Below are 19048 nucleotides of genomic sequence, written 5' to 3'. Positions count from 1 at the left end.
GGCGGCTCAGCCCTTGATCGAGCCGCTGGTCATGCCGGCGACGATCTGACGGTTGAAGAAGATGTACATGACCAGCGGGGGGATGGTGATGAGGAGGACGTCCGTGAAGAGCAGGTTCAGCGCACCGGCGCTCGTCGCGCTGGAGGCGTAGGCGTAGAGCGTCAGCTGGACCGTCGCGTTCGCGTCGCCGGGCAGGAAGTAGAGCGGGTTGGCGAAGTCGTTGAAGACGGCGACCGACTGCACGACGATCACCGTGACGATCACGGGCTTCAGGAGCGGGAGCACGATGCGGAAGAACAGCCGGATCGGGCCGGCGCCGTCGATGACCGCGGCCTCGTCGAGCTCTCGCGGAATGGTGGCGACGAAGGCCTGGAAGAGCAGGATGCAGAACGAGAGCCCGAAGGTGGCCTCGATGAGGATCAGGCCGCCGAGCGTCTTGAAGAGTCCGACGCCCTGCAGCACCCAGATGGTCGGAACGACGGCGGGAGGCACGATGAGGCCGGCGAGGACGAAGAAGTTGATGATCGGGTTCCAGCGCGAGCGCTTGCGCTGCAGCACATAGCCGACCATCGCGGCGAGGACGACCATGATCGTGACGCTGGCGACGGTGAGGACGATGCTGTTGACGAAGGCCTTGACGAGGATGCCGTCGCGATCGGCGAGGACGGTGGCGACGTTGTTCCACAGCTGCCATTCCGTCGGCCAGGTGAATGCCAGCCGCGACGCTTCCGGCGCGGTCTTGGCCGCAGTGATGAGGATGAAGGCGAACGGGATCAGGAAGACGACGCCGGTGATCAGGATCGCGATCGTGCCGACGGTCCACCGGCGGACGGTGAGCGCGCTCATACGTTGTTGCTCCTCTTGTTGATGAGGGACGAGAGGGGGATCATCACGGCGGTGACGACGATGAAGAGGACGACGTTCCCCGCGGTGGAGAGGCCGTAGAACCCGGCCTGGTACTGCTTGTAGATCACGGAGGCGATGACGTCGGAGCTGAATCCGGGGCCGCCCTTGGTCATGGCCCAGATCAGGTCGAAGGAGCGCAGACCGCCGATGAGGGACAGGATGATGACGGTTCCGGTCGCGGGCCAGGACAGCGGGAACGTGATGTTCCGGAAGACCTTCCACGATCCGGCGCCGTCCATGCGCGCCGCTTCGAAGTAGTCCTGCGGGATGGCGACGATCCCGGCGATGTAGACCAGGGTCGCGATTCCCAGGCCCTTCCAGACGTCGACGATCGCGACGCTGATCAGCGCGAGACTCGGATCCGTGAGCCAGCCGGGTCCTTGGATCCCGAAGACGGAGAGGGCGCCGTTGACGATGCCGTCGAACGGGTCGAGGAGGGCCTTGAATGTGAGGCCGATGCCGATGGTGGAGACCAGGACGGGGAAGAAGGTCACCGCTCGCAGGTAGCCGCGGCCGATCAGCTCCGAGGTCAGGAGGACGGCCAGCGCGAAGCCGAGCACGACCTTCGCGACGCTGGTGACGACGGCGAAGATCAGGGTGTTGGTGAAGGCGCGCAGGAGCTGCGGGTCGCTGAAGAACTGGATGAAGTTGTCGAAGCCGATGAAGGTGACGTCGAAGAGGGTCCAGCGGGTGAGGCTGAAGTAGAGGGACGCGAAGGTCGGGACGGCGAAGAGCACGATGTAGAGAGCGGCCGCGGGAATGAAGAACCACGACGGGTAGATGCTCTTGCTCTGTCGCCGCGTCCGCGAGGGACGGGGCTTCGACGGGGACTCCGTCGGGACTCGGGTGGCAGGCTTCTGCCGCAGGTCGGTCATGATCACTCCTTTGTGGGGCCGGGATGGCGGGGCCGGAACGGTGCGGGCCGGAACGGTGCGGGGCCGCGACTGCAAGGGGGCCGGAACGCGGCCCGGCCCCCTCGCCGTCGACGGGAGATCCCGCCTCCTACCAGCCTTCGAGGCCCAGCTGCTGGGCCTGCTTCTTGACGTCGTCGTCGTACGCGGCGGCGCCGTCCTCCGCGGAGGAGATGCCGGATCCCACCTCGACGGAGATGTTCTCGAGGTTCGGGCCCTTGACCGGCGACAGGAACTCGAGCGCGGGAGCGGTCTTGTCGGCGTCGATGTACGCCTGGATGTCAGCGACGAGGGAAGGGGAATCGGCCGGCACGGTGCAGGCGCTCGTCGAGTACGGGCCGCCGGGGACGTTGTTCTCGTTCTGGACGTCGCAGCCCTCGGAGGAGTTGAGGAAGGCGACGAGCTTCTTCGCAGCGTCCAGTTCAGCGCCCTCGGAGGTGTTCGGGATGTAGAGGGCGCTCGGCTCCCACACCGTCAGGGTGGTGTCGGACGCGTTCTCCGCCGGCAGGGCGAAGAAGCCGATGTCCTCGACCTGGTCGGGCGAGTTCTGGAGGAGCGTCGGCAGGACCGCGGAGGAGAGCATCGGATACATCGCGGCACTCCCCTCGCCCAGAGCGGCCGACCCGTCGGCGGCGGTCGCGGAGGCGAAGTCGGCGTTCAGGAAGCCGGCGTCGTAGACCTCCTGCAGGTGCTTGAATCCGTCGAGGGCCGGCTGGTCCGCGAACTTCGCCTCATTGGCGGTGTAGTCGTCGGCCCACTCCGGGTCCTGCGTCAGCACGTTGCCGAAGTCGGACAGAAGAACGATCTGGGACGTCCAGGTCTCGCCGTACGTCTGCTCGATGGGAGTGATGCCCGCCGCCTTGATCTTCTCCGCTGCGGCCATGAGGGAGCTCCAGTCCGTCGGGATCTCGATTCCGAGGTCGGCGAAGACCTTCTTGTTGTAGGCGATGCCGCCCGCGTAGGAGGTTCCGAGCGGTGCGCCGTAGGTTCCGGCGTCGGTGGAGACGACCTGCTTGAACCCGTCGGTCACGTCGGCCACCCACCCCTCGTCGGAGAGATCGAGGAGGGTGGAGTCGGGGTTGAGCGCCTGCAGCAGGGATCCCGTGTTGTACAGGAACACGTCGTCCATCTCTCCGGTCGAGAGCTGCGTCTTGACGAGGTTGTCGCCCTCCGCTCCGCCGGGGCGCGTGTTCAGCGTCACGCTGATGTCGGGGTTCTCCTTCTCGAACGCCGCGATGAGCGCTTCGCCCAGGGCGATCGAGTCGTCGCCGTTGGTCGTCAGGTACGAGATCGAGACGGAACCGTCCGCGCTCGCGCCGCCGGCCGTCGAGCAGCCCGCCAGCGCGACGGCCGCGAGAGCGGCGCCGGCGATGAGAGCCGTGGATCGCCGCGTGGTGAAGATCGAGGACACTGCTTACCTCCTTGTAAGGGTTGAGAGGAGCGACCGCCGCGAGGAGCGGGTCGCTCTGTAGAACGCTCTACGTTTTGTAGAACAATCTACGTTTTGTACAGATGTTCATATTCGTCGAGTCGCAGCCCCCGGGAGCAGCCGCCACTGCGCGGATCGCTCCGCGGCAGGCTGACTCTGCTTTTTGTAGAACGCTCTACGTTTGGGGTGATACCAACGAACGGATTTGACAGTACGCCTCCTCGCTTCCGTCGTCAAACGTTCTACAGTGGAGGGACACCCACCGGAGGATCTTGATGACGCAGTCCCCCACGACCTCCGATCCCGGGGAGAGGAACCCGCGGCCCATCACGATCGACGACGTGGCCAAGCACGCCAACGTCTCCCGGGCGGCCGTCTCGAAGGTGATCCGCAACGCCTACGGCGTCAGCAGCACCATGCGCGATCTGGTGACGGCCTCGATCGACGAGCTGAACTACCGGCCGAGGGTCGCCGCCCGTGCCATGCGCGGCTCCACGTTCACGATCGGCGTCCAGCTCCCCCAGGTCGAGAACGGCTTCTTCACCCGCATCCTGCTCGGGATCGTCAGCGTCGTGCACCGCTCCGGCTACCAGCTGATCATCACGCCGATGATCGACAGGGTGAGCGGCACCACCGTGCTCGAGAGCCTCCTCGACCGGAAGGTCGACGGGATCATCGCGGTGGCGCCGGCGGTGCCGCAGGACTGGCTGGAGCAGCTCGGCCGGCGCATGCCCCTCGTGGAGATCGGGCAGCACGACGACCCCGTCCACTACGACGCGGTGATGAGCGACGACGAGGCCGGCGCGGGTCTCGTCATGGAGCACCTGCTCGGGGCGGGTCACACCGCGATCAGTCACATCACGAACGATGAGCGGCTCCTGATGGAGCCCCGGACGGATCCGCACCCGCGTCGACTGCGCGTCTACGAGGAGATGATGCGGGCTCACGGCTTGGCGCCCGACGTCATCCGGATCGACGAGGCGAAGATGAACGCCTACTCCGCCACCCGGGAGATGCTGCGGCGACGCTCTCGACCGACCGCGGTCTTCGCGGGGCACGACGCGATAGCGCTGGACGTGATGAGGGCGGCCGCCGAGATCGGCCTGTCACCCGACGACCTCGCCATCGTCGGCTACGACGACGTCCCGCTCGCCGACCACCCGCTCCTGGGCCTGAGCACGGTCGATCAGTCGGGCGAGAAGATGGGGGCCGATGCGGCTCGACTGCTCCTCGAGCGGATCCAGGGACGCTCGAAGTCCGTCACGCACAGATTCGCACCGGAGCTGCGCATCCGCCGCTCCAGCACTCCCACGCTCGCCGCGCACTCCGACGGTCCGAGCATCCCGACGACGAGCGAGTAGACGCGCGGTCGAGCGCGATCAGGCGGAGCGCTGGGAGAGCGGGGAGATCACGAGCTCGTCGATCCGCACGTGGCGGGGCGCGTCGATGACGAACATCGCCGAGCGGGCGACGTCGGCGGGCGCGAGCATCACCGCGCGGGCCGCCGCGCCGGGGACTTCGGGTCGCTGGCGCAGGAAGTCGCTGTCGATGTCGCCGGGGCAGAGCAGGGTCGCGCGGACGCCCGCGTCGGCCTCCTGGTCGTTGAGGGTGCGGACCACCGGCGCGAGTGCCGTCTTGCCGGCGCTGTAGGCGACGCCGGCGCCGGGCGAGGGGCGCCAGCCCGCGATCGAGGAGATCACGACGATGACGCCGGATGCGGCGCGCAGTCCCGGCAGGGCGGCGTCGGCACTGCGGACGACGCCGAGGAGGTTGGTCTGCACGACGGCCGCGAACTCCGCCATCGACTGGTCCGCCCACGCCCGCTGCGGGGTGTTGGCCCCGGCGGAGAGGATCACGGCGTCCAGGCGGTCGGTGCCGGTCGCGGCGGCGATCGCCTCGACGCGCTCGCGGGCGTCGTCCGCGGCGACGTCGAACGGCAGCTCGAGGGCGGTGCCGCCGGCGGCGCGGACGAGGCGCGCCGTCTCGGCGAGCTCGGGGGCCCTGCGCCCGGAGAGGGCCACGATCCAGCCGCGCTCCCCCAGGGCTGTCGCGCAGGCGCGCCCCACTCCGCTTCCGGCTCCTGTCACCCAGGCGACTCGCAACTCCGCGTTCATGGGATCTATAATAAGCAGACTTTTATAACGGCGGAGGCACGACATGCTGGTGGATCTCACGGATCGGGTCGTCCTGGTGACGGGCGGCGGACGGGGCATCGGGCGGGCGCTCGCCGAGCGCTTCGTCGCGGAGGGGGCGAAGGTCGCGGCGTTCGACGTCGCCTTCCCGGAGGGCGCCCCCGAGGGAGTCCTGCAGATCGAGGGCGACGTGACCGAGCCCGACTCGGTGGCGGACGGCGTCGCTCGCGTCGCCGAGCACTTCGGCGGCATCGACGTCCTGATCAACAACGCGGGGATCAACGTCGAGGGCCGGGTGGAGGATCTCGATCCGGCCGCCTGGCGCCGCTGCTTCGATGTCAACGTCGCGGGCGTCTTCCTGATGTCGCAGGCGGTGCTGCCGCACGTGAAGGCCTCCGATCACGGTCGCATCCTCAACGCGGCCTCGTTCGCGGCGATCGTCCCGTCGGTGGGGGCCGCCGCCTACGGGGCGTCGAAGGCGGCCGTCGTGCAGTTCACCCGGGTGCTCGCCGGCGAGCTGGGACCGTGGGGCGTCACCGTCAACGCCTACGCTCCCGGCATGGTCCCGAGCGCGATGAACGGCTTCGAGACGATGCCGCAGGCGACGCAGGACCGCCTGCTCGACACGCTGACCCTCCGGCGCTGGGGCACCGCAGACAGCATCGCCGACCTGCTCGTGTTCCTCGCGAGCGACGCCGCCGACTACATCACGGGAACGCTCGTCGACGTGAGCGGCGGCAAGCTCGCCACGCAGCTCCCGCAGCGCGCCTACGAGGGAGCGGTCCCGCCGGCCTCATGACCCGTCAACGCACCCTCGTCGACACCGTCGGCACCGCCGTCGTCCGCGGCGATCTGCCGGCGGGGACGGTGCTCGGCATCGAGGCGCTCGCCCGCGAGCACGGCGTCTCGCGCTCCGTCATCCGGGAGGCCCTGCGCATCCTGGAGACTCTCGGGATGATCGTCGCGCGTCAGCGGGTGGGGATCACCGTCCTCGGCCGCGAGCACTGGCAGCTCCTGGATCCGCGGGTCATCGCCTGGCGCTCGCACGCGGACGACGCGCAGACGCAGCTCCGCGAGCTGATGCAGCTGCGGTCGATCCTCGAGCCGGCCGCGGCGGAGCTCGCCGTGGCCCAGGGCACCGAGGAGCAGCTGACCGCGATCGTCCGGGCGGCCGAGGAGATGACCGCGACCTACCGCGACCGGCGGGTCGCCGCGTTCGCGCGGGCCGACCTCGACTTCCACTCGGCGATCGTCGCCGCGGCGTCCAGCTCCGTCCTCGCGCAGCTCTCCGACACCGTCCTCGCCGCCCTGCGGCTGCGCTACTCCGGGAGCGTGCCGGTCTTCGGCGAGGAGGGCGAGCGGGCCCTGGCCCTCCACGTCCGGCTCGCCGACGCCCTCGCCGCCCGCGACGCCGCGGCGGCGGTCGACCTCACCCGTGCGCTCGTCGACCAGACCCGCGGCCGCCTCGAGGACAGCGCGGCGCAGGCGGACGACGCGGACGCGGCGACAGCGGCCGACGACTCGTGACTCCCGCCGCCCTGCCGGCCGGGCGCCGCCTCGGGCGACATGCCCGCCGGTCGAGCAGCGCCCTCTTGCTGGTCGAGTAGCCGCCGCAGGCGGCGTATCGAGACCCAGGCGCGATGGTACCCCCCGCCCGCGGTTCACAACTCAGGCTGAAATCGCCGAATCCCTCCCTTCCGGGCCCGATCGGCGCATCCAGCCTGAGTTGCGCACGCCCCTCGCCCCGCACCCGCGTTCGGCCGGTCAGCGGCTCCGCTCGTGGCGCGGGATCTGCGCCAGATCGATCCCGAGGACGCTCCGGAGCCGGGCGGCGAACGCCCGCTCGAGGTCGGCGCAGACCGGGTCGCCCTCGGCCCAGATCCTCGCGGCACGGCAGCTCTCCTCGATCCGCTCGGCGGTCGCGGACCGCCACCACTGCGGTTCGGCGGCGGCGGCGAGGAGGGTGCGGGCGTCCTCGACCTCGCGCCGGTAGCGGGCGAGCAGCTCCCGCGTCTGCTCGGGGTCGGCCTTGGCCGCCCAGAGGTCGTCGATGTGGGACTGCAGTTCGGCGTCCCCGGCACGGCAGGCGTGGAGGACCAGCTCGCGGGCGTTCTCGGGGGCGGAGGTGCGGGCGTCGTCGAGGCCGGCCGCGGTCACGAGCATTCGCCGGTGGTGCGTCGACCTTCGGAGGGGCGGGGGTGCGGCAGAGCCGTCATCGAGATCCTTCGGCGTTGTCGGGGGCGGGGAGCGGCGGGGTCCGGTGACGGGGTCCGACCGGCTGCGAGGGAGTGGGGGCTCTCCTGCAGCGGGAGGAACGGTGCTCTCGTCGCCACGGCCCGAGGGTCGGCGTCCGCGGGGGCGCCTTCTCGTGGGGCCGCGGGGGTATGCGACGACAGCCGACTCCGGATCCGCTCGCCAGCGACGCTATCTGAACATCTCTTCAGAGAGGGAGGTGTTGACAGGGCACCCCAGGGCGTTCGCGGGCGAGCGGCGTCCGCTGGGTGTCGTGTCTCCGGGTCTCGATACGCCCCTGCGGGGCTACTCGACCAGCAGGACGGGGCGGCGCCGCTCCTCCGAAAGATCGCCTTGTCGGTGCGGCGAAGCCCTTGCTGATCGAGTAGCCCGCGGAGCGGGCGTATCGAGATCCGCCCGCGTCAGCGCGTCGTCGCCATCACGCGCAGGCGGCAGGCCAGCTCCAGGGCGAAGCGGGTGTCCGGGTCCTCGAGGTCGAGGGCCAGTGCCTGCTCGATGCGGCGCACGCGGTAGTTCACGGCGTTCGGGTGCAGCAGCAGCACCTCGCCGGCGCGGGCGAGGGAGTTGCGGTTGCTGAGGTACGCCAGCAGGGTGCGGACCGAGATGGCGGAGCGCTCGGCGCCGAGGGCGTCCAGCGGGGCGAGCACGTCGTCGAGCAGCGCGCGGCTGAGCGGCGACGCGTAGAAGTCGAGCAGCACCCGGCGCAGGCCCGTGACGTCGGTGACCTCCACTGCGCCGAGGCGGCCGGCCGCGACGGCCGAGCCCGCGGTGATGCGCGCCTCCGTCGCCGACTGCCGGAGCCCCGAGGCGCCGGACTGCGGCGTGCCGAGGCCGACGGTGAAGGTCCAGCCCTCCCCCGCGACCGCGCCGCCGTAGGCGATCAGCCGCTCGGCCACGTCCCGCACCCGCCGCTGGTGGTCCGGCGCCCCCGACTCCTCCGAGGCGACCACCACCAGGTCGTCGTGGAAGACCGCGAGGTGCCAGACCTCGTCGCGGCCGTCGGTCAGCTGGAAGGCGTTCAGCTCGATCGCGGCGACGAGCGCGGCGGGCAGACGGCGCTCGGCGTCGTCGCGGTGGCGCGGCGTGATCCACGCGGCGGCGTGCGCGGAGGCGACCGGCAGCCCGGCGCGGGCGGCGTCGACGGCCAGCGCGTCGATGCGCGAGGACTCCGCCAGCAGCAGCTCGACCACGAGGTCGGCCCGCGAGCGCGCCGGTCCGAAGCGCACCTGCGACTCGCGCTGCAGCGCCCGGGAGAGCAGCGCGGCGATCACCGGCAGCGCGATCACCGCCGCGGTCTCCGGCTGCTCGGCGACCAGCCGACCCACCGCGACCTCGCCGATGCAGACCGCGTCGGGGTCGCTCCAGGTGACGGCCGGGTCCTCGATCATCCGCAGCTCGATCCCGAGCGCCGCCGTCGCCGCGTCGAGCACGGCCGAGCGCGCGTCGGCGGGGTCGGCGTCGCAGGCGGCCCGGGCGGCGGCGATCGCGAGCTCCGCCCGGCCGAGCGCCTCGGCCGCCCCGCCGCGCAGCAGCCGGTCGATCGAGACCGCCAGCTCGGAGGGCGGGGCGAGCGCGGTCAGCACCGGCAGCGCTCCACGGTCGGCCAGCGAGCGCGAGGTCTCGGCCAGCGGCAGCTCGCCGACGAAGAGCAGCGCGGCGACCTCGGCCGCGATCGCCCGCCGGATGACGATGTCGATCTGGTACGCCCGCGGCTGGTCCGCGCCGGGCAGCACGATGACCAGGTGACCGGGCGACGCCCGCCCCACGTCCTCGAGCGCGAGCATCTCCACACCGCTGAGCGCGACGCCCGCCGGGTCGCCCGCGCGGCAGACCATGCCGAACTGCTCGCCGTGCTCGAGGACGTGGAGGAGCGACGTCTGTGCCATGAGCACAATCATGGCCGTTTCCTCATGGTTACGGCACATTCCACCCGCTCGCACCCCTGGCTAGCCTCGGAGCATGAGCTTCACGCCCCCGGCCGGACCGACACCCGTCCGCCTGATCACCCGCGACGACGTCGCTCCCCTGGCCGCCGGCTGCGCGGTCTTCGGCACCGGCGGAGGCGGCTCGGTGCAGGGCGCCCAGCTCTCGGTCGAGAACGCGATCGAGGCGAACGGGCCGGTGCGCGTCGTCGGCGTCGAGGACCTCGGGCCGGACGACGCGGTGATCATCCTCTCCGGCATCGGCGCTCCGTCGGTCGGCATCGAGATGCTCGGCTCGAGCAGCCAGGTGCACACGCTGCTGCGCGAGGTCGAGCGCATCATCGAGCGGCCGGTCACCACCGTGATGGCGGCCGAGATCGGCGGCAGCAACGGCGTCGCACCGGTCGGCTGGGCGGCGGAGCTCGGGCTCGCCGTGCTCGACGCGGACGGCATGGGCCGCGCGTTCCCCAAGGCCACCATGATCTCGATGAACGTCGCCGGGCTGGCCAGCGAGTTCGCGGTGATGAGCGACGTGGTCGGCAACGTCAGCGTCCTCCGCACCGTCGACATCGCCTGGCTCGAGCGCCACGCCCGCGCCTTCACCGTCGCGGCCGGCGGCATCGCCCTCGGCGCGCACTACCTGCTCACCCACGAGACCGCCCCGGGCGCCGTGATCGAGGGCACCGTCAGCCGCGCGATCCAGGTCGGCCGCCGCCTGCTCGCCTCCGCCGATCCGGTGACCGACATCGCCGAGGAGCTCGGCGCGGCCGTGCTGATCGGCGGCAAGGTCATCGACATCGACCGCAGCACCGAGGGCGGCTTCACCCGCGGCTCGGTCACGATCGACGGCGTCGGCGCCGACCGCAGCCGGATGGTGCGGGTCGAGATCCAGAACGAGAACCTCGTGGTGATCGAGGACGGCGGCGTGGTCGTCAGCGTGCCGGACCTCGTCTCGATCCTCGACTCCGAGACCGGCGAGGCGATCTCGACCGAGATGCTCCGCTTCGGCCAGCGGGTCAGCGTGCTCGCCTGGGCCTGCGATCCGCTCTGGCGGACCCCGCGCGGGATCGAGCTCGCGGGCCCCGCCGCCTTCGACTTCGACTTCGACTACGTGCCGTTCGACGGCGCCGTGGCGGAGGTGGCCCGATGAGCGCCGCACTCCGCGACCTCTCCGTCGGCATCGACGTCGGCGGCACCAACACCGACGCCGTCGTGCTCGACGCCGACGGCGCCGTGACCGCCTGGACCAAGCAGGCCACCACGGAGGACGTCACCGGCGGCATCCGCGCCGCGCTCTCCGCGGTGCTCGGCGAGCTGGGCGCCGACCGCGACCGCGTCTCGCGCGTCATGCTCGGCACCACCCACGCCACCAACGCGATCGTCCGCCGCCGCGACCTCGGCCGCGTCGCGGTGATCCGCCTCGGCGCCCCCGCCTCGACCGAGTTCCCCTCGCTCTCCGGCTGGCCCGCCGACCTCCGCGACACCGTGCTCGCCGGCGCACTGCTGGCCGGCGGCGGCCACCTGATCGACGGCTACCCGATCTCGCCGCTCGACGTCGACGGTGTCCGCCGCTTCCTCGACTCGCTCGAGGGCCGCTTCGACGCGGTCGCCGTCTGCGGGATCTTCAGCCCGTCCTACCCGGAGCAGGAGCTCGAGGTCGCCGCGCTGGTCGCCGATCACGCCGGCGTCGACCTGCCCGTCTCGCTCAGCCACGAGATCGGCGCCCTCGGTCTGCTCGAGCGCGAGAACGCGACCGTGCTCAACGCCGCGCTGCACGGCATCGCCCGCGACGTGACGCAGGGCCTGCTCACCGTGGTCGACGAGGAGCGGCTCGACGCGGCCACCTTCTTCGCCCAGAACGACGGCACGCTGATGGCCGTCGAGTACGCGGCCCGCTACCCGGTGCTCACCATCGGCTCCGGTCCGGCCAACTCGATCCGCGGCGCCGCGTTCCTCTCCGGCGCCGACGACGCGATCATCATCGACATCGGCGGCACCACCAGCGACCTCGGCGTGCTCGTCGACCGCTTCCCCCGCGAGTCGACCCTGCCGCGCGAGATCGGCGGCGTCCGCACCAACTTCCGGATGCCCGACATCCTCAGCGTCGGGATCGGCGGCGGCACGATCGTCGACACGGCCACCGGCGTGCCCACCACCGACTCGGTCGGCTACCGCATCGCCCAGGAGGGCCTGCTCTTCGGCGGCGCGACCGCGACCCTCACCGACGCCGCCGCGATGCAGCTGCCCGGGATGATCCCCGGCCGCAGCCTCCCCACCCTCGACCGCGCCACCCGCTCCGCCCTCGGCAACGCCCTCGCGGTCGCGCAGGACCGGATCGAGTCGGCCGTCGAGCGGATGTCGCTCGGCCGCGTCGGCCTGCCGCTCGTGGTCGTCGGCGGCGGCGGCTTCCTCGTCCCGGATCACGTGCAGGGCGCGAGCGAGGTGCTCCGCCCCGACCGCGGCAACGTGGCCAACGCCGTCGGCGCCGCGATCGCCCTGGCCGGCGGCCGCGCCGACCAGCTGTGCGACCACGTCGACCGCGCCGCCGCGATCGAGGCGGCCGGGCGGATCGCGATCGAGCGCGCGATCCAGGCCGGCGCCGATCCGCGCCTCGTCGAGATCGTCGACGTCCTCGAGACGCCGCTGTCGTACTCGGCCAGCGCGTCGCTCAAAGTCTCCGTGAAGGCCGCGGGCCCGCTGGCCCTGATCGGGAGTCCTGCACCACTCGCCCTGCATTCCCCGAAGGACGCATCATGACCCGTTCTCCCCGCACCACAGCGCTCCGAGTCCCGGCCGTCGCCGCGGGCTCGCTGGTGGCGCTGCTCGCCCTGAGCGCCTGCTCGGCCCCGGCCGGCGGCTCCGCGGCCGGCGCCGATCCCGTCTCGGGCGGCACCTTCTCCCTCGCCGTCAACGACGACCCGGGCAGCCTGAACCCGTTCACCGGCGTCTCGCTCGTGCAGCGCGCGATGGTGACCTTCGGCTACGACTCGCTCGCCTACACGACGCCCGAGGGCGAGGTCGTGCCCTTCCTCGCCGAGAGCTGGGAGTCGACGCCCACCTCGATCTCGTACACGCTGAAGGACGGCATCACCTGCGCCGACGGCACCCCCTTCACCGCCGAGACGGCCGCGGCGAACTTCGCCTACCAGGCGAACGCCGACAACGGCACGTTCTGGTTCGGCTCCAGCGTCACCGCCGACATGACGGCGACCGCGGAGGGGAACGTCGTCACCGTCACCTCGACGGCCAACAACCCGTTCCTGCTCCAGGGCACCGGCAGCATCGAGATGGTCTGCCAGGCCGGCCTCGACGACCCGTCGACCCTGACCGACACGACCAACGGCACCGCGCTCTACGCGCTGACCGCGTCGAACCCCGGCTCCGACTACACCTACACGAAGCGCGACGGCTACACCTGGGGCCCGGACGACGTGACCAGCGACACCGAGGGCCTGCCCGACGAGATCGAGGCGCGGGTGATCACCGACGAGGCGACCGCCGCGAACCTGCTGATCTCGGGCGAGCTCAACGCCGCCTCCGTGATCGGCGCCGACAGGCAGCGCCTCGACGCGGCCGGCCTCGACACCGAGGGCGTGCTCAACCCGATCGGCGAGATGCTCTTCAACGAGCGAGCCGACCGCCCCACCGCCGACGTCCGCGTCCGCCAGGCGCTGACCCTCTCGCTCGACCGCGACGCGGTGGGCGAGCTGGTCACCGACGGCAACGCGCTCGAGTCGGTCTCGCTCGTCAACCAGATCCCGCTGACCTGCGTCGCCGGCGGCCCGGAGTGGACGCTCCCGGACACCGACCTCGAGGCCGCGGGCGAGCTGCTCGACGAGGCCGGCTACCCGCTGGGCTCCGACGGGCTGCGCGCGAAGGACGGCGAGCCGCTCACCATCCGCTTCCTCTACGACGCCGGAACGCCCTCGCACGGCGCCGCCGCCGAGGAGGTCCAGCAGGAGTGGAACGAGCTCGGCATCACGACCGACCTGGTCTCCGAGGACTCCGCCGGCTGGTCGACCGACCTCTACCAGAGCTACGACTGGGACACCGGCTTCATTCAGCTCGCCCCGTCCAGCCCCGTGGTGCTGAGCCTGTTCTTCCTCGGTGAGACGAGCGAGAACGGCGGCTACAACTTCATGGGCGTCTCGAACCCGGAGTACAACGCCCTCGCGACGCAGGCGCTCAGCGCCGGCAGCGCCGACGAGGCCTGCGGCATCTGGAAGCAGGCCGAGGCCGAGCTGATCGATCGGGTCGACGTCTTCCCGCTCGCCGAGACGGAGTCGCCGATGTACGTCAAGGGTGCGACCCTCGAGCGTCCCGGCACCGTCGCTCCCACCACGATCCGGATGCAGGGCTGACCATGACGATCCCCTCGGTGCGACCCACGGCCCCGCTGTCACCGGCCTCCCCGCCGAGCGCGCCCGCGGCCGGTCCGCGCCGGGGGGATCGCCTGCTCGGCGTCGTCGGATCCCCGCGCCTCGCCTTCCTCCTCAAGCGGTTCGCCCGCGCGGCGGTCTCGCTGGTGATCGTGCTGATCGCCTCCTTCTTCATGGTCCACTTCGTGCCGGGCGACCCGGTGCGCGCGGCCCTCGGCCCGACGGCGCCGGCCGAGACCGTGGCGGTGCTGCGGAGCACCCTCGGTCTCGACCTGCCGATCGGCCAGCAGTTCGCGAACTACCTCGGCGGGCTGCTGCGGGGCGATCTCGGCACCTCGATCAGCACGCAGCGGCCGGTCGGCAGCACGCTCGCCGAGCGGCTGCCCGCGACGCTGATGCTCTCGGTCGTCTCGTTCGCGGTCGCCGCGCTCGGAGCGTTCCCGATCGGCGTCGCGACGGCCGTCTCGGCCCGCGCCGGCCGGCACCGCACGCTCGACCTCGGCGTCTCGGGACTGCTCGGCGTCGTGATCGCGATCCCGAACTTCCTGCTGGCGGTCGTGCTGATCTGGCTGTTCAGCATCGTCGTGCCGCTCGCGCCGTCCGCGGGCTGGGGCGGCCCGGAGTACGCGGTGCTGCCGGTGCTCGCGCTCGCCATCGGCCCGCTCGCCTACCTCGCGCGCATCGTGCACGTCGAGATGGTGCGGGTGCTGGAGGCGCCCTACCTCACCACCGCACGCAGCAAGCGGCTGCCGGGGCACCTCCTCTACCTCCGGCACGCGCTGCCCAACATCGTCACGGCGACGCTGACCGCGGGCGGAGTGGTGCTCACCGGCCTCGTCGCCGGCACGGTGCTGATCGAGACGGTCTTCGTCATCCCGGGCATCGGCTCGACGATCGTCTCGTCGATCACCACCAAGGACTACCCCCTGATCCAGGGCATCGTGCTGATGTACGCCGTCCTGGTCCTCGCCGCCAACCTCGTCATCGACCTGCTGCTCGCCGCGCTCGACCCGCGGTCGGCCATCGCGGAGGCCTGAGCCATGAGCACTGCATCCCGTTCCGCCCGCCCGTCCCGCACCCACCGGCTCCCGGAGTCGCTGCGCACCCCGCAGGGCGTCGCCGCCGCCGTCGGATTGGTCCTGGTGGTCCTCGCGACGATCCTCGGCCCGATCCTCTTCGGCGACCTCGCCACCGAGCGCTCGATCGCCGACCGCCAGCAGGGCGTCAGCCTCGCGCACCCCTTCGGCACCGACGACCTCGGCCGCGACCTCTTCGCCCGCGTCGTCGTCGCCACCCGCGTCTCCGTTCTGCTCACCCTCGGCGCGACCGGCATCTCGGTCGTCGGCGGCGTGCTGCTCGGCGTCGTCGCGGTGCTGCTGCCCCGCCTGCTGCAGCGGCTGATCGCGGGCCTCATCGACATCCTGCTGTCCTTCCCCTGGCTGCTGCTCGCGCTGTTCTTCTCGGTGATCTGGGGCACGACCGCGGTCGGCGCGATGCTCGCCGTCGGCTTCGCCGGCATCCCGGTCTTCGCGCGGCTCACCAGCACGCTGGCCGCCTCGGTCTCCTCGAGCGACTACGTGCGCGCCGCCGGGATGCTCGGCAGCCGGCCGCTGCGGACGACCGCCCGGCACGTGGTGCCGAACATCCTGCCGCCGCTGCTGGTCAACTCGGCCGCGCACGCCTCCGTCACCCTGCTCTCCTTCGCCGCGTTGTCCTTCCTCGGCCTCGGCGTCCAGGCGCCCGAGTACGACTGGGGCCGGCTGCTCAACGAGGGCGCGAAGCGGATCTACGTCGACCCGATGGCCGCGATCGGCCCCGGCATCGCCGTGGTGCTGGTCGGCGTCGTCTTCGCGCTGCTCGGCGAGGTGTTCAGCGAGTCGTCCACCCGCCGCCGCCCGGTGAAGGCGGTGCGGCGCCGGCGCTCGGACGAGGTCGTCGCCCCCGTCACCGACGCGATGCCCGTCGTCGAGATGTCAGGGCTGCGCGTCGCGTTCCCCGGCCGCGACGGCGCGATGACCGAGCGGGTGCACGGCGTCGACCTGACGATCCTGCCCGGCGAGACCGTCGGCATCGTCGGCGAGAGCGGCTCCGGCAAGTCGGTCACGGCGAGCGCCGTCGCCGGACTCCTCGGCCCGGAGGCGCTGGTCACCAGCGAGCAGCTCGTGTTCCGCGGCATCGACATGACCGCGGTGCCCAACGCCGCCGAGCGCCGGCGCCTCGGACTCGAGCAGGCGATGATCTTCCAGGATCCGCTGACCTCGCTCAACCCCGCGCTCACCATCGGCCGCCAGCTGCGCGAGGCGAGCGAGGTGCACGCCCGCACTCCGCGCGCCGAGTCGCTGCGCCGCGCGATCGACAAGCTGAATCTGGTGCGCATCCCGGACGCCGAGAAGCGCGTCGGCCAGCTGCCGCACGAGTTCTCCGGCGGGATGCGGCAGCGCGCGATGATCGCGATGGGCCTGATGGGCACGCCGCGACTGCTCATCGCCGACGAGCCGACCACCGCGCTCGACGTCACCGTGCAGCGGCAGGTGATGCAGGCGCTGCGCGAGGCGCAGGACGCGACCGGAGCGGCGATCCTCTTCATCTCGCACGACATCGCGCTGGTCAGCGGCTTCTGCGACCGCATCGTGGTGATGCGCGACGGCCGCGTGGTCGAGGAGATCGCCGCCGCCCGCCTCGACGAGGCGCGGCACCCGTACACGCGCGGGCTGATCGCCTGCGTGCCGGACATGGCGACCGACCGGGGCGCGCCGCTCCCGGTGATCGCGGCCCTCGACGAGGAGCCGCAGGCCGCCGACCGGACCGCCCGCGACCAGGAGGCACTGACCGCATGAGCGAGCTGCGCTACGAGGCGGTGACCGTGCGCTTCGGCCACGGCCGCTCGGCCACCACCGCGGTCGACACCGTCGACCTCACCGTCCGCCCCGGCACCACGCACGGGCTGGTCGGCGAGTCCGGCTCGGGCAAGTCGACGGTCGCCCGGGTCGCGGTCGGCCTCACTCCCCTGCACTCCGGCCGGATCCTGCTCGACGGCGTCGACATCACCAGCCGCGAGCCGTCCGCCCGGGCCGCGCGCCGCCGGGTGCAGATGGTGTTCCAGGATCCGCTGTCCGCGCTCGACCCGCGGATGAGCGTCAGCGCCTCGATCGCCGAGGGACTGCTCGCCACCGGCCGCCGGCACTCCGCCGCCGCGCAGGCGGACCGCGTGCGCGAGCTGCTCGACCTCGTGCACATCGACCCGGCGCGCGCCGGCGACCGGCCGACCGCCTTCTCCGGCGGCCAGCGGCAGCGGATCACCATCGCCCGGGCGCTGGCCGCCGAGCCGCAGGTGCTGATCGCCGACGAGATCACCTCGGCGCTCGACGTCTCGGTGCAGGGCGTGGTGCTCAACCTGCTGCGCGAGCTGCAGCAGCGGCTCCAGCTGACCATGCTCTTCATCTCGCACAATCTCGCCGTCGTCCGCTACGTGAGCGACGAGGTCTCGGTGATGCGCGGCGGGCGCCTCGTCGAGCACGGCACGACCGACGCCGTGCTGTCCGATCCCGCCGACCCGTACACGCGGCAGCTGCTCCGGGCCGTGCCCGTGATGGGCCGCCCGCTCGACCTGGAGGACGCATGACCGAGCTCCTGATCCGCTCCGCTCGCTTCGCGGGGCAGGACGCCCCCGCCGACCTGCTGCTGCGCGACGGCGTGATCGCCGCGATCGCCCCCGCCGGCACGCTGCCGGGCGATGCCGAGTCCCTCGACGCCGACGGCCGCTTCGTCGCGCCCGGCTTCTGGGACGCGCACGTGCACTTCACCCAGTGGGTGGTCCGCCGGCAGCGGGTCGACCTCGCCCCCGCGGCGAGCGCCGCCGAGGCCGCCGCGATCATGCGCGCGGCGCTGCCCGTCCGCGAGGACGCCGTGCTGATCGGCTACGGCTTCCGCGACGGACTCTGGGCGGATGCGCCCACCCGCGCGGCCCTCGACGCGATCGCGCCCGACCGCCCGCTCGTCCTGATCAGCGGCGACCTGCACTGCGGCTGGCTCAACAGCGCGGCCGGCCGGCGCTTCGGCCGGTCGATCCCCGAGGACGGGATGCTCCGCGAGACGGAGTGGATCGGCACGCTCGACCTGATCGACGCGGTCGGCCTGCCCACCTCCGCCGCCTACCGCGAGACCGCCGAGGCCGCCGCCGCCCGCGGCGTGGTCGGCATCGTCGAGTTCGAGAACGCCGACAACTCCCGCGCCTGGCCGGCCCGCATCGCCGAGGGCGTCACGTCCCTGCGGGTCGAGACCTCGGTCTGGCCCGACCGGCTCGACGACGCGATCGCTCGGGGCCTGCGCACCGGCGACCCGCTCGACCCGACCGGCCTGGCGACGATGGGTCGCCTCAAGATCGTCGTCGACGGCTCCCTCAACACCCGCACCGCCTGGTGCTGGGACCCGTACCCCGGCCTCGCCGCCGACCACCCGCACCCGTGCGGCGTGCTGAGCGTCGCCCCGGAGGAGGTGGAGGGACTGCTGATCCGCGCCCGCCACGCCGGCATCCTCCCGGCCGTGCACGCGATCGGCGACCGCGCGAACGCCGCGGTGCTCGACGTCTTCGAGCGGCTCGGCCTGGCCGGAACGATCGAGCACGCCCAGCTCGTCGCGGCGGAGGACTTCGTGCGCTTCGGCCGCCTCGGCCTCGTCGCGAGCGTGCAGCCGGAGCACGCGATGGACGACCGCGACGTCGCCGACCACCACTGGGCCGGCCGCACCGACCGCTCCTTCGCCTTCGGCTCGCTGCACGCCGCCGGAGCGACCCTCGCCCTCGGCTCCGACGCGCCGGTCGCCCCGCTCGACCCCTGGGTCTCGCTCGCCGCCGCGGTCAGCCGCCGCCGCGACGGCCGCGAGGCCTGGCACCCGGCCGAGCGCCTGCCGTTCGACGTCGCCCTCGCGGCGAGCACCCGCGGCGCCGCCGTCGCCGTCGGCGCGCCGGCCGACCTCGTCGTCGTCGACCGCGATCCGGCGAGCGCCGACACGGAGGAGCTGCGGACGACGCCCGTCGCGGCGACGCTCCTCGGCGGCCGGCCCACCTGGTCCACGCTCTGACCCGCACGCTCCACCGGCACCCCCGACAGGACCCCTC

Annotated in this window: 16 protein-coding genes; 10 read left to right on the top strand and 6 right to left on the bottom strand. The window is 72.2% G+C overall.

Going from position 1 to position 19048, the window contains the following annotated elements; all coding sequences use genetic code 11:
• Positions 1-6: 6 nt before the first annotated feature.
• The 3 genes from GSU72_RS01220 to GSU72_RS01210 form a co-directional block, all read right to left on the bottom strand.
• Positions 7-846, bottom strand: coding sequence for a carbohydrate ABC transporter permease (locus GSU72_RS01220; RefSeq protein ID WP_159983031.1), 840 nt, complete (start codon positions 844-846; stop codon positions 7-9).
• A complete protein-coding gene (locus GSU72_RS01215; RefSeq protein WP_159983029.1) occupies positions 843-1781 on the bottom strand; it encodes a sugar ABC transporter permease in 939 nt (312 codons plus the stop codon). Before GSU72_RS01215 ends, GSU72_RS01220 begins: the two co-directional genes overlap by 4 nt.
• 127 nt (positions 1782-1908) lie before the next feature.
• A complete protein-coding gene (locus GSU72_RS01210; RefSeq protein ID WP_159983027.1) occupies positions 1909-3228 on the bottom strand; it encodes an extracellular solute-binding protein in 1320 nt (439 codons plus the stop codon).
• A 293-nt stretch (positions 3229-3521) separates the two neighbouring features.
• Between GSU72_RS01210 and GSU72_RS01205 the strand changes: the two genes are divergently transcribed.
• Entirely contained in the window at positions 3522-4607 is a 1086-nt protein-coding gene (locus tag GSU72_RS01205; protein WP_159983025.1) for a LacI family DNA-binding transcriptional regulator, read from the top strand.
• An 18-nt stretch (positions 4608-4625) separates the two neighbouring features.
• Here the strand turns inward: GSU72_RS01205 and GSU72_RS01200 are convergent, their stop codons facing one another.
• Positions 4626-5360 carry an SDR family NAD(P)-dependent oxidoreductase gene (locus tag GSU72_RS01200; RefSeq protein ID WP_244255920.1) on the bottom strand — a complete coding sequence of 245 codons (735 nt, stop codon included), beginning with the start codon at positions 5358-5360 and terminating at the stop codon, positions 4626-4628.
• Between the two features lie 43 nt (positions 5361-5403).
• Here GSU72_RS01200 and GSU72_RS01195 point away from each other — a divergent pair, with 43 nt between their 5' ends.
• A complete protein-coding gene (locus tag GSU72_RS01195; protein ID WP_159983023.1) occupies positions 5404-6177 on the top strand; it encodes an SDR family NAD(P)-dependent oxidoreductase in 774 nt (257 codons plus the stop codon).
• Positions 6174-6905, top strand: coding sequence for an FCD domain-containing protein (locus GSU72_RS01190; protein WP_159983021.1), 732 nt, complete (start codon positions 6174-6176; stop codon positions 6903-6905). Before GSU72_RS01195 ends, GSU72_RS01190 begins: the two co-directional genes overlap by 4 nt.
• A gap of 237 nt (positions 6906-7142) precedes the next feature.
• Here GSU72_RS01190 and GSU72_RS01185 read toward each other — a convergent pair whose 3' ends face one another.
• Positions 7143-7541 carry a hypothetical protein gene (locus GSU72_RS01185; protein ID WP_159983019.1) on the bottom strand — a complete coding sequence of 133 codons (399 nt, stop codon included), beginning with the start codon at positions 7539-7541 and terminating at the stop codon, positions 7143-7145.
• Between the two features lie 491 nt (positions 7542-8032).
• Entirely contained in the window at positions 8033-9517 is a 1485-nt protein-coding gene (locus GSU72_RS01180; RefSeq protein ID WP_208545124.1) for a PucR family transcriptional regulator, read from the bottom strand.
• Between the two features lie 73 nt (positions 9518-9590).
• Between GSU72_RS01180 and GSU72_RS01175 the strand changes: the two genes are divergently transcribed.
• The 7 genes from GSU72_RS01175 to GSU72_RS01145 are packed head-to-tail and all read left to right on the top strand — an operon-like array spanning position 9591 to position 19011.
• Complete coding sequence (locus GSU72_RS01175; RefSeq protein WP_208545123.1) at positions 9591-10703, top strand: DUF917 domain-containing protein; 1113 nt, start codon at positions 9591-9593, stop codon at positions 10701-10703.
• A complete protein-coding gene (locus GSU72_RS01170; protein ID WP_159983017.1) occupies positions 10700-12310 on the top strand; it encodes a hydantoinase/oxoprolinase family protein in 1611 nt (536 codons plus the stop codon). Before GSU72_RS01175 ends, GSU72_RS01170 begins: the two co-directional genes overlap by 4 nt.
• On the top strand, positions 12307-13914 hold the full coding sequence (locus GSU72_RS01165) for an ABC transporter substrate-binding protein (RefSeq protein ID WP_159983015.1): 1608 nt from the start codon (positions 12307-12309) through the stop codon (positions 13912-13914). The genes GSU72_RS01170 and GSU72_RS01165 overlap by 4 nt, the downstream gene beginning before the upstream one ends.
• Before the next feature lie 2 nt (positions 13915-13916).
• Positions 13917-14969, top strand: a complete 1053-nt coding sequence (locus GSU72_RS01160) for an ABC transporter permease (RefSeq protein ID WP_159983013.1) — start codon at positions 13917-13919, stop codon at positions 14967-14969.
• A gap of 3 nt (positions 14970-14972) precedes the next feature.
• The gene (locus GSU72_RS01155; RefSeq protein ID WP_159983011.1) at positions 14973-16769 is read left to right on the top strand and encodes a dipeptide/oligopeptide/nickel ABC transporter permease/ATP-binding protein; all 1797 of its coding nucleotides are present in this window, start codon (positions 14973-14975) and stop codon (positions 16767-16769) included.
• Positions 16766-17554 (top strand): ATP-binding cassette domain-containing protein, encoded by a 789-nt coding sequence (locus tag GSU72_RS01150; RefSeq protein WP_159983009.1) that lies wholly within the window; start codon positions 16766-16768, stop codon positions 17552-17554. The genes GSU72_RS01155 and GSU72_RS01150 overlap by 4 nt, the downstream gene beginning before the upstream one ends.
• Positions 17551-19011: an amidohydrolase family protein gene (locus tag GSU72_RS01145; RefSeq protein ID WP_159983007.1), complete on the top strand. Its 1461-nt coding sequence runs from the start codon at positions 17551-17553 to the stop codon at positions 19009-19011. Before GSU72_RS01150 ends, GSU72_RS01145 begins: the two co-directional genes overlap by 4 nt.
• The last annotated feature ends 37 nt before the right edge of the window (positions 19012-19048 follow it).

The sequence above is a fragment of the Rathayibacter sp. VKM Ac-2760 genome, from assembly GCF_009834185.1.
Lineage (GTDB): Bacteria > Actinomycetota > Actinomycetes > Actinomycetales > Microbacteriaceae > Rathayibacter.
Note: the sequence above shows the minus strand (reverse complement) of the source record. Positions and strands in the feature narration are given on the sequence as shown.